The 11,150-nt window shown below is 31.9% G+C and carries 6 protein-coding genes; all 6 read right to left on the bottom strand.

All coding sequences use genetic code 11. The features are described 5' to 3' along the window. On the bottom strand, positions 1-1,576 hold a 1,576-nt coding region (gene dnaG / locus Q0370_RS04875), incomplete at its 3' end, for a DNA primase (RefSeq protein WP_299572869.1). Between the two features lie 101 nt (positions 1,577-1,677). Next, a complete protein-coding gene (locus Q0370_RS04870; protein ID WP_021745206.1) occupies positions 1,678-1,875 on the bottom strand; it encodes a DNA-directed RNA polymerase subunit omega in 198 nt (65 codons plus the stop codon). 36 nt (positions 1,876-1,911) lie between these two features. Then, the gene (gene gmk, locus Q0370_RS04865; RefSeq protein ID WP_299572862.1) at positions 1,912-2,463 is read right to left on the bottom strand and encodes a guanylate kinase; all 552 of its coding nucleotides are present in this window, start codon (positions 2,461-2,463) and stop codon (positions 1,912-1,914) included. A gap of 155 nt (positions 2,464-2,618) precedes the next feature. Next, the gene (rpoC, locus tag Q0370_RS04860) at positions 2,619-6,692 is read right to left on the bottom strand and encodes a DNA-directed RNA polymerase subunit beta' (protein ID WP_299572859.1); all 4,074 of its coding nucleotides are present in this window, start codon (positions 6,690-6,692) and stop codon (positions 2,619-2,621) included. Between the two features lie 113 nt (positions 6,693-6,805). Continuing rightward, positions 6,806-10,252 (bottom strand): DNA-directed RNA polymerase subunit beta, encoded by a 3,447-nt coding sequence (rpoB, locus tag Q0370_RS04855; RefSeq protein ID WP_299572857.1) that lies wholly within the window; start codon positions 10,250-10,252, stop codon positions 6,806-6,808. Between the two features lie 476 nt (positions 10,253-10,728). Continuing rightward, positions 10,729-11,100, bottom strand: coding sequence for a 50S ribosomal protein L7/L12 (gene rplL, locus Q0370_RS04850; RefSeq protein WP_147004882.1), 372 nt, complete (start codon positions 11,098-11,100; stop codon positions 10,729-10,731). Positions 11,101-11,150 lie beyond the last annotated feature (50 nt).

Raw genomic sequence — 11,150 nt, 5'->3', positions numbered from 1 at the left:
TAATTTCTCTGTTTTCTTCACTAATATCAATTTTTTCAAGCTGCATTATATCAAACTCTACAGCCTTTAACTTTTCTATCAGTTCATTAAAGAGCGGATGGCTAAATCCTTTGCTCAGCAGTTCCATGCACTTTTCCTTTTCAGATCTGTAAAATTCCAGGATATACATGAGTGTCTGTTCTTCCAGCTCAATGTATAAATCTTTTTTTAATTTTTTATATTGAACTTTCTGATTTTCATAGCTTTTTCTCTTTTTCCCTTCAGAAGTTTTCTTCGATAAATTTTTCAGTTCCTCTGCTAAAATAAATTCATCAATTTCAAAATTAGCTGATAATCTCTGTAAATATAGATTTTTATTCAGATTGCTCGTAACATTTGAAAAAAATGGCTTTAATCTTTCAATGAACTTTCTTTTGCCACTTATATCATTCAAATCCAAATCTTTTGAAGCTTCCTTTGTTAAAAAATCAAAAATTTCTTCTGATTTTTTTACAACTTCTATAAATGTCTTTTTACCATTTTTCCTCAAGAACTCATCAGGATCCTTCTCATTTCCATCTATAACTAGACACTTTACATCAAAATCATATTTTTTTAAAATGTATCCTGCTTTTATTACGGCATTTTTCCCAGCTTCATCGTTATCATATGAAATCAATATTTTATCTGTATATTTTTTTAAAAGTTGTGCCTGTTCCTCAGTAAGTGCTGTTCCAAGACTTGCAACTGCATTTTCAAAACCATTCTTTTGGGCTGTAAGTACATCAAGATAACCTTCCATCAGCATCGCAAAGCCTTTTTTCCTAATATTTTCTCCTTGATGCTTTATTCCAAAAAGTTCATTTCCTTTTTTAAAAATAGGCGAATCTGGAGAATTTAGATATTTAGGCAAATTAGTATTTTTTTCAATTATACGTCCCCCAAATCCTACAATCTGAGAATTTATATTGTAAATTGGAAAAATCACTCTATTTCTAAAGCTATCATAAATTTCACCATTTTCATTTCTTTTGACAAGTCCTAATTCTATTATCTTTTCTTCTGGAAATTCTTTTTTTAACAAATGCTGAAATAATTCATCTCTTGAACTATTGGCAAATCCTATCCCAAATTTTCTGATTTCTTCAATAGAGAAGTCACGTTCCTTCATATATTCTAATGCTTCAGGATATTTTTCAATATTTTCTCTAAAAAATATCTGGGCTTCATTCATTATTTCGTAATATTCCTTGTTTATAGCCTTTTTTCTTTCAATTTCCTGATTGATTGTCCTATATTTCCTATTTTTCTTGAGCGGAATATTATACTTTCGAGATAACTCTTCTACTGCCTGAATAAAACTGACATCATTGATTTTCATATAAAACGAAATCACATTTCCACCAATTTGTGTACTAAAATCCTTAAAAATATTTTTTACTGGGCTGACTGTAAAAGATGGAGTCTTTTCATCTTTAAAAGGAGATAAGCCTTTATAATTTGAACCTGCCTTTTTTAAATTTACATATTCTCCAATCACTTGAACAATATCTAAATTATCAATTAATTTCTGTATCTCTTTTTCACTATAAATCATTATTTTTTATTCCTCCATAAAAAAAACAGTCAATAAAAAATATTTACACTATTAGTATAATTTGTTTTTTTAAATAGTCAATACTTTATAAACAAATTTTTTTAATTTTCCTCATTAGTTTCACGAATTATTTCCACATCATCTTCCATAATATCTTTAAAAACTTCATCCATTATTTCCGATTTTTGCTTTCCTTTAGCAAATTCTCTTTTCGCAATTTTTCCTGATACAATTGCAAGTTCATATTTATTCGGTATTTTAGTCAATAGTTCATCTATTGTTATTTTTTCTTTTTTCATTTTTTATAATTTTCTCCTATTATTTTAGAATTTATATCAATTTTGTGGATTAATAATATTTATCAATGCTGTGCAAGATTCTTCAATATCATTATTTATTATAGTGTAATCATATTTTTTTTCATATTCCAGTTCTTTTAACGCATTTTTTAAACGTGTCTGAATAACTTCTTCTGTATCAGTATTTCTGTTACGAAGCCTTTTTTCAAGAGTTTCCATATCCTTTGTACGAAAAAATACCAATACAGCGTCTTTTTTCTTTTCCTTTGCAATTAATGCACCTTGCACATCAATTTCCAAAATTACATTTAATCCTTTATTTAAATTACTTTCTACTACTTCTTTCAATGTTCCATAATAATTTCCATGAACATTTGCATATTCATAAAATTCATCATTTTTTATTTTTTGTTCAAAAATTTCTTTAGTTAAGAAAAAGTAATCTTTGCCATCGATTTCTCCGTCTCTTGGCTGTCGAGTTGTAGCTGATATTGATAATGGAATATTTAGTCGATCTTTTACTAATTTTGTAACTGTTGATTTTCCTGAGCCTGAAGGCCCTGAAACAATGAATAGTTTTCCTTTCATTAGAAACCACCTTTTATTTTTTTACGCGAATAAGGGAAATTTATATTCACAAATCTCCCTATTCACAATATTATATTAATAATCTAATTTTGACAGTAATATTAAAATTTTATATTCATAGTTGCTATTTACTAATCAAGTTTAAATTATCTTAATTATTCAACTTCTGCTGTTTCCTCAACAGTTTCTATAATTTCATTTGGATTGTCCTTCAAGGCACCTAAAGTTTCTGTAACTTCTACTTTTTCTCCATCTACTTCCACTTCAGTTTCCACAGCTTCCTCTTCTACAATATCATTTTTTAAGACTGCATCCAAATATTTATAATCATTGAATCCTGTACCTCCTGGCACTTTTTTACCAATGATTACATTTTCCTTCAATCCTTCAAGTCTGTCTGTTTTTCCTTCAACAGCTGCATTTGCAAGAACTTTTGTAGTTTCTTGGAACGATGCTGCAGAAATGAAACTTTCTGTATTTACAGCTGCTTTTGTAATACCTTGAATTACTGGTTCGTAAGTTGCTGGACGTTTTCCTTTTGAAATTAATATTTCATTTTCACGTTCCACAATTTTTTTATCGATTAACTCATCTTCAAGGAATAATGAATCTCCAGCTTCTTTAACTTTAATTTTTTGGAACATTTGTTTTACGATTATCTCAATATGTTTATCGTTAACCGCAACTCCTTGCTCTCTATAAACTTGCTGTACTGATTCAAGAATAAATTGCTGTGCTTCTACAAGTCCTTTTATTTTCAGAATATCGTGTGGTGAAACAGGCCCGTCAGTTATTTTCGCACCTTTTTCGATTAACATTTCATTAGTTACAACTAAATGTTCTCCCACAGGAACAGTATATTCTTGGATTAATTCTCCTGTTTCAGGATCTTCAATCAAGATTAATCTCATACCTTTTTTCTTTTTGTCAGAGAAAACTACACGCCCTGCAACTTCTGATAGAATAGCTTTTCCTTTAGGATTTCTTGCCTCAAATAATTCTTGTACACGAGGAAGACCTCCTGTAATATCTTTATTTCCTTCTCCAGTTTTTAGGATTTTTGTAATAATTTGACCTTTTTTAACAGTTTCTCCTTCGCTTACCATTAAATATGCCCCATAAGGAACTGCATATTCTACTTTCTTATCACCTTTTGTATAAATTATTATTCTTGGGTTTACATCATTACTTTCCACAGGTTTTATTGCTACTTTTTCAGTAACTCCATATTTTACATCAATATTTTCTTTTACATAAATATCTCTAAATTCTACTTTTCCTGCAACAGATGTAATAATCGGTATTTGATAAGGATCAAATTCTACTAGCACTTTACCTTTCTTAACAGAATCTCCATCTTTTACGTGTAAAGTTGAACCTGAAGGCACTTCATATCTATGTTTTCCTATTATTACACGTCCATTTTGTGAAACAACGATTTCTTTCCCTTCATCATTTACAAGTATAGATATATCTTTAAGCTTAACTTTTCCAGAAACATCAGCTTTATAATCTGACTGAACAGATGCCGCTGTTGCTACCCCTCCTGTATGGAAAGTACGCATTGTAAGCTGTGTACCAGGTTCCCCAATTGACTGAGCCGCAATAACTCCAACTGCTTCTCCTTTAAGAATTTCCTTGTGGTTAGAAAGATCTAATCCATAACATTTTTTACAAACTCCTTTTTCCAGTTTACAAGTTAAAGGTGTTCTTATTTCAACTTCACGAATATCTAATTCTTCAATCTTCTTAATCAAATCATCAGTTATTAAAGTATTTCTTTTGGCAATTACTTTTCCTTCATGAATTAAGTCTGTTGCCAAGTTTCTTCCGTAAATTCTTTCACTTAATTTTTCGATTACTTCTCCGGCATCCATCAAATCTGATACGACAATTCCATGTTCACATCCACAGTCATCATGATTTACAATAACTTCGTGTGAAATATCAACAAGTCTTCTTGTTAAGTATCCTGAATCGGCAGTTCTCAATGCTGTATCCGCAAGTCCTTTTCTCGCTCCATGTGATGACATAAAGAATTCAAGAATGTTAAGTCCTTCTCTAAAGTTGGCTTTAATCGGCATTTCGATAATACGCCCTTGCGTATCTGCCATAAGTCCACGCATTCCACCAAGTTGACGCATTTGTGCAATCGAACCTCTGGCTCCAGAGTTCGCCATCATGTAAACTGGGTTAAATTCGTCCAAGTTATCCATCATTTCCTTAGTTACTTTTGAAACTGCCTCATCCCATATTGCAACTGTTCTTCTGTATCTTTCTGCATCAATAATTTCTCCAGATTTATATTGTTCCTCAATTTCAGCCACTTCATTTTCAGCTTTTTCCAAAATAGCCTTTTTACTTTCAGGAATTTCCAAATCTTCAATTCCAACAGTAATTCCAGCAAGTGTTCCATAATGGAATCCAAATTCTTTAATTTTATCAAGTAATTCAGATGTTTTTTCAAATCCAAATTTTTTATATAATTCAGCGATTAATTTTCCTAATTCACCTTTACCAAAAGTTTTTGTATAATCTCTTACTTCTTTTGGAAGCATTGTATTAAACATAAGACGTCCAGGTGTAGTTTGTATTGTTTGCCCATCAATTCTTACATTTACAAGTGCGTGAACTGCAACCTGTCCATTTTGGTATGCTGTAATCAACTGGTTTTTGTTAGAGAAAGATTTTCCTTCTCCTTTAACACCTTTTCTTTCTTTTGTCATATAATAACATCCCATTACCATATCTTGCGATGGAACTGCTATTGGTCTACCACTCGATGGTGCAATAATATTATTTGTTGCAAGCATTAATAATTTTGCTTCCATTTGGGCTTCCTGTGACAATACTAAGTGCACTGCCATTTGGTCTCCATCAAAATCTGCATTAAAAGCAGAACATACAAGTGGATGAAGTCTTATTGCCTTCCCTTCAATTAATGTTGGCTCAAAGGCTTGAATTGAAAGTCTGTGCAATGTTGGCGCCCTATTTAAAAGAACTGGGTGATTTTTTATAATTTCTTCAATCAATTCCCATACATTTTCGTCTTCTTCCTCAACCATTTTCTTAGCCACTTTTATATTTGAGGCAAGTTCTCTTTTTACAAGTTCTCTCATTAAAAATGGTTTATACAGCTCAAGTGCCATTTTTTTAGGAAGTCCACATTGATTCATTTTTAAATTTGGTCCAACGACGATAACCGATCTTCCCGAATAGTCCACACGTTTTCCTAGCAGATTTTGTCTAAAACGTCCTTGTTTCCCTTTTAACATATCAGAAAGTGATTTTAATTCCCTGTTGTTTTGTGTAACAACTGGTTTTCCACGTCTACCATTGTCAATTAATGCGTCAACTGCTTCCTGAAGCATTCTTTTTTCATTTTTTATTACAATTTCAGGCGCTTTTATTGACATCAATTTTTTAAGTCTGATATTTCTGTTGATTACTCTTCTGTATAAATCATTCAAGTCAGAAGTGGCAAATCTTCCACCGTCTAATTGAACCATCGGACGTAAATCCGCAGGAATTACAGGTAATACAGTCAAAATCATCCATTCTGGCCTGTTCCCTGCCTCTATCAAATCTCTAACTACTTTTAATCTTTTTATAACTTTTCTTCTTTTTTGTGTAGAGTGTTCTGTATCCATTTCTCCTTGCAAAGTTTTTTCTAGTTCAAACAAGTCGATTTCCTCAAGTAAGGTTAGAACTCCCTCAGCTCCCATTTTTGCTGTAAATTCATTTTTAAACTGATTTTCATATAATTTATATTCACGTTCAGTTAGAATTTCACCTTTTTGAAGCCCAGTTTCTCCTGGATCAGTCACAATATATCTCGAAAAATATAGAACTGATTCCAATTCTTTCGTACTGATTCCCAATAAAAGGCTCATTTTGTTAGGCGTACCTTTAGAATACCAGATATGTGCAATTGGAGTAGCAAGTTTTATATGTCCCATTCTTTCACGTCTAACTTTTGAAGTTGTCACTTCAACACCACATTTTTCACATACCATGCCTTTGTAACGCATTCTCTTGTACTTCCCGCAGGCACATTCATAATCCTTAGACGGCCCAAATATTCTCTCACAGAATAATCCATCCATTTCAGGTTTTAAAGTTCTATAATTTATTGTTTCGGCTTTTGTAATTTCACCATACGACCATTCCAAAATCTTTTCTGGCGATGCCAATTTTATTTGAATACTGTCAAAATCTCTTATACTCATTCGTTAAGAGCCTCCTCTATTCTTTAATTCCACTTTTTTTGAAAAGTAAAGTGGGAAAACTTTTTATATTTTAATTTTTAATTTAAAATTCTGTTTTTTACCCATTTTTTTTACTAAGCATCTATATTCTTATCTAGTTCAATTTGTTCCCCATCTTTATCATAAAGAGCTACATCTAATCCAAGTGACTGGAATTCCTTAATTAATACTCTAAATGATTCTGGAGCGTCTGCTTCTGGCATTGCCTGTCCTTTTACGATAGCTTCATAAGTTTTTGTTCTTCCGCTAATGTCATCTGATTTAACTGTAAGCATTTCTTGAAGGATATTTGACGCACCGTAGGCTTCCAATGCCCAAACTTCCATTTCTCCAAGTCTTTGTCCACCAAATTGGGCTTTTCCTCCAAGTGGCTGCTGAGTAACAAGTGAATATGGTCCAATTGCTCTGGCATGCATTTTGTCCTCTACCAAGTGGTGAAGTTTTAACATATACATACGTCCAACTGTTACTGGATTGTCAAATGGCTGTCCAGTTCTTCCGTCTATCAGTTTTACTTTACCAGTTCTGCTGTATCCAGCTTCTTCCAAGTAATTTTTAACGTCTTCTTCACTTGCTCCATCAAATACTGGTGTTGCAATATATTTGTCAATATCTCCAATTGCAAGTCCCAAATGCACTTCCAGAACCTGTCCGATATTCATACGTGATGGCACCCCAAGTGGGTTAAGACAAACATCTATCGGTGTTCCATTTTCTAAATGTGGCATATCTTCAACTGGTAATACTCTTGAAATAACCCCTTTGTTTCCATGACGTCCAGACATTTTATCCCCAACCATTATTTTTCTTTTTTCGGCAATATAAATTCTGATTAGTTTATTTACTCCAGCTTTCAAATCATCTCCATTTTCCTTAGACAATTCAAGTACATCTACAACAGTTCCTTTTACTCCGTGTGGAAGTCTTAATGAAGTATCTCTTACATCTTTTGCTTTTTCCCCAAATATTGCACGTAATAATTTTTCTTCTGCTGGTGGTTCAGTTTCCCCTTTTGGAGTTACTTTTCCAACAAGGATATCATCAGGAGTTACATGAGCTCCTATTCTTACAATTCCATTTTCATCAAGATTTCTCAAAGCTTCTTCAGAAACATTAGGAATTTCTCTTGTGATTTCTTCATCTCCTAATTTTGTAGTTCTTGCTTCAATATCAAATTCTTCAATATGAATTGATGTAAACACGTCATCTTTTCTAAGTCTTTCAGAAATAAGGATTCCATCCTCAAAGTTATATCCTTCCCAAGGCATAAATGCCAGCAAGATATTTTTACCTAATGCCAAATCTCCACCCGCAGTAGATGGTCCATCTGCAATAATGTCACCTTTTTTAACTTTATCTCCCAAATCAATAATTGGTTTTTGATGTAAGCACATTGATTGGTTAGATTTTTCAAAGTTTAATAATCTATGGTAATGTTCTTTTCCTTCTTTATCAGTTACAATAATTTTTCTTGCATCCACAAAAGTTACAGTTCCTGCTGCTTTTGAAGTAATTACTGCTCCTGAATCCACAGCAACTTTTCTTTCAAGCCCAGTTCCTACATAAGGAGCCTGAGTTTTTAATAATGGTACTGCTTGACGTTGCATATTTGAACCCATCAATGCACGGTTGGCGTCATCATGTTCCAAGAATGGAATTAATCCTGCTGAAACAGATACTAGCTGTTTAGGTGATACGTCCAAAATATCAACTTTTGATTTATCAATATGCACAATTTCATCTCCATAACGGCAAACAACTTCATCAGTCAAGAAATTTCCGTCTTTATCAATAGGAGTATCAGCCTGTGCGATAAACAGTCCTTCCTCTTCATCAGCTGCTAAATATCTAATATCATTAAAATCAGCTTTTCCATCGTTTATTTTTACAAACGGAGTTTCTATAAACCCGTATTTATTAACTTTCCCATAAGTTGAAAGTGAAGCAATAAGTCCGATATTTGGTCCCTCTGGAGTTTCTATTGGACAAATTCTTCCATAATGCGAGTTATGAACGTCACGCACTTCAAATCCTGCTCTATCTCTTGAAAGTCCCCCTGGTCCTAATGCTGAAATTCTTCTCTTATGAGTTAATTCTGACAATGGATTAGACTGATCCATAAATTGTGACAGCTGTCCACTTCCAAAAAATTCAAGAATTAATGCATTTAATGGTTTTGTATTTAAAAGACTTTGTGGAGTCAGTGTTGTGATATCTTGAATTGTCATTTTTTCTCTGACCATTTTAGACATTTTAAGCATTCCACCTTTTATTTGGATAGAAAGTAACTCTCCAACACCTCTTACACGTCTATTTGATAAGTTGTCAATATCATCTGTAAAGCCTTCTCCGCTTACAAGATTTTTTACATATTCAATAGTTTGTAAAACATCTTCTTTTGTCAGTACAATCACATCTGCTGGTACATCTATTTTCAGCCTTTTGTTAATTTTATATCTTCCAACATCTGCCAAATCGTATCTTTGCGGATTAAAAAACATCTGTTTAACAAGTGATCTTGCACTGTCCACAGTTACTAAGTCGCCTGGACGCAATTTTCTAAATACTTCAATAACAGCTTCATCACTATTTTTTGTACTATCATGCACTAAAGCGTTTGCAATAATTCTATCTTCAGGCTTCACTTCCCAAATATTAATTACAGGCACTTTTGCATCAATTATTTTCTGAATTACAGGCATATCAATAATTTCTTCTGCTTCTGCAACAAATTCTCCTGTCTCTTCATCTAAAATATCTTCCCTTACAAAACTTCCTTCTAATCTTGAACGTAAAACTTCTTCCAGCTCAGTATCTCTATATTTTGAATATAGTTCTGACAACTCTACTTCTTTTTCTTCAAAGAAATGATTCATAATTTCCGTATTATTTTGGAAAAAATCAACCGCTTTTAAAAATACTGGCAATAATACTTTCTTTCTTCTATCAATTTTTACATTTAAGATGTCATTTTTATCAGTTTCAAATTCAAGCCATGTTCCTTTATAAGGGATAATTTTCCCAATAAACACATCTTTTCCTGTTTGAATATTTAATTCCTTGTTAAAAGTAATTCCTGGTGATCTGTGTAATTGAGAAATAACGACTCTTTCAGCACCATTTATAATAAATGTCGCTTTATCAGTCATAAGTGGTATATCTCCGAAATGAACTAATGTTTCCTGAATTTCTCCTGTTCTCTTGTTAGTTAATTTTAATCTAACTTTTAATTGTCCAGAATATGTTTTACCTCTTTTTTTACATTCCAATTCATCATTTAAAGGCTCATCATTATCGTGAATTTCATACCATAAGTATTCTAATTTTAGTAATCCATTGCTGGATTCAATTGGAAAAATTTCATTAAAGATTGCTTCAAAACCTTTATTTTCTCTTTTTTGAGGTGGCACTTTAGTCTGTAAAAAATCTTCATAAGAATTTAGTTGAAATTCTAAAAAGTGCGGCATTTCCCCTCTATCTACTATTTTCCCGAAACTATATCTTTCAATAAGTTTGTTCATTTAAAAAATTCCTCCCTATAAAAGAACACATTCTTCTTAAATTCAAATCAAAAATTAAATTTAAAAATTCAAACTTCATCTAAAAATGTTCTCATAATTTCGATTTGTTATTTCACGTCACTTAAACTAAGCAACCTTTATAAAAACTCATATCGTTATACTATAAAAAACTAAAAAATAGACTAAAAATACTCCTGTTTTAAACATGTAAACCTCTATATTTAGCCTTAAAGTTAATTATACCAAAACTACTTTCAGATTTGATTATTTAAAAACAACTGAATTCATCTAAAAGTAATCCTTTTCGATATTCTTTTAGAAGTAGCTTTATCGTATTATAATTATGAATTTGTTTGACTTATTTATAAAAATTAATACAAAAAAGAATAAATTGTCTATCAATTTTAAAGTTTTATAGTGGAAAAAGACACTCTCTATAATCCTTAAGAGTGTCTTCACTATTGATTTTCTTTTTACTATTTTAATTCTACAGTTGCTCCTGCACCTTCTAATTGAGCTTTTATTGCTTCAGCTTCTTCTTTAGCAACTCCTTCTTTAATTGCTTTTCCGCCAGCTTCAACTAATTCTTTAGCTTCTTTAAGTCCTAATCCAGTAATTCCTCTTACTTCTTTAATTACTGCTAATTTAGCTCCTCCTGCAGATACTAAGATTACATCAAATTCAGATTTTTCTTCAGCTGCTGCACCTCCTGCTGCTGCACCTCCTGCAACTGCTACTGGTTGAGCTGATACTCCAAATGTTTCTTCAATAGCTTCAACTACTTCTTTTAATTCTAATACAGACATAGCTTTTAAATCTTCTATAAATTGTTCTTTATTAAATGCCATTATTTTATTTCCTCCTAGTTTTTTTATTTATTTTTATATTTTTAAAATTA

The sequence above is a fragment of the uncultured Leptotrichia sp. genome (assembly GCF_938036635.1).
GTDB classification, from domain to species: Bacteria; Fusobacteriota; Fusobacteriia; order Fusobacteriales; family Leptotrichiaceae; genus Leptotrichia; species Leptotrichia hongkongensis.
This window is presented reverse-complemented; position numbering and strand designations above follow the sequence as displayed.

Excerpts from the sequence above, each read along its gene's own strand:
- Q0370_RS04870 (WP_021745206.1), bottom strand. The coding sequence starts at position 1,875 with ATGAAAAAAGAAAAAATAACAATAGATGAACTATTGACTAAAATACCG.
- gmk (WP_299572862.1), bottom strand. The coding sequence starts at position 2,463 with ATGAAAGGAAAACTATTCATTGTTTCAGGGCCTTCAGGCTCAGGAAAA.
- rpoC (WP_299572859.1), bottom strand. The coding sequence starts at position 6,692 with ATGAGTATAAGAGATTTTGACAGTATTCAAATAAAATTGGCATCGCCA.
- rpoB (WP_299572857.1), bottom strand. The coding sequence starts at position 10,252 with ATGAACAAACTTATTGAAAGATATAGTTTCGGGAAAATAGTAGATAGA.
- rplL (WP_147004882.1), bottom strand. The coding sequence starts at position 11,100 with ATGGCATTTAATAAAGAACAATTTATAGAAGATTTAAAAGCTATGTCT.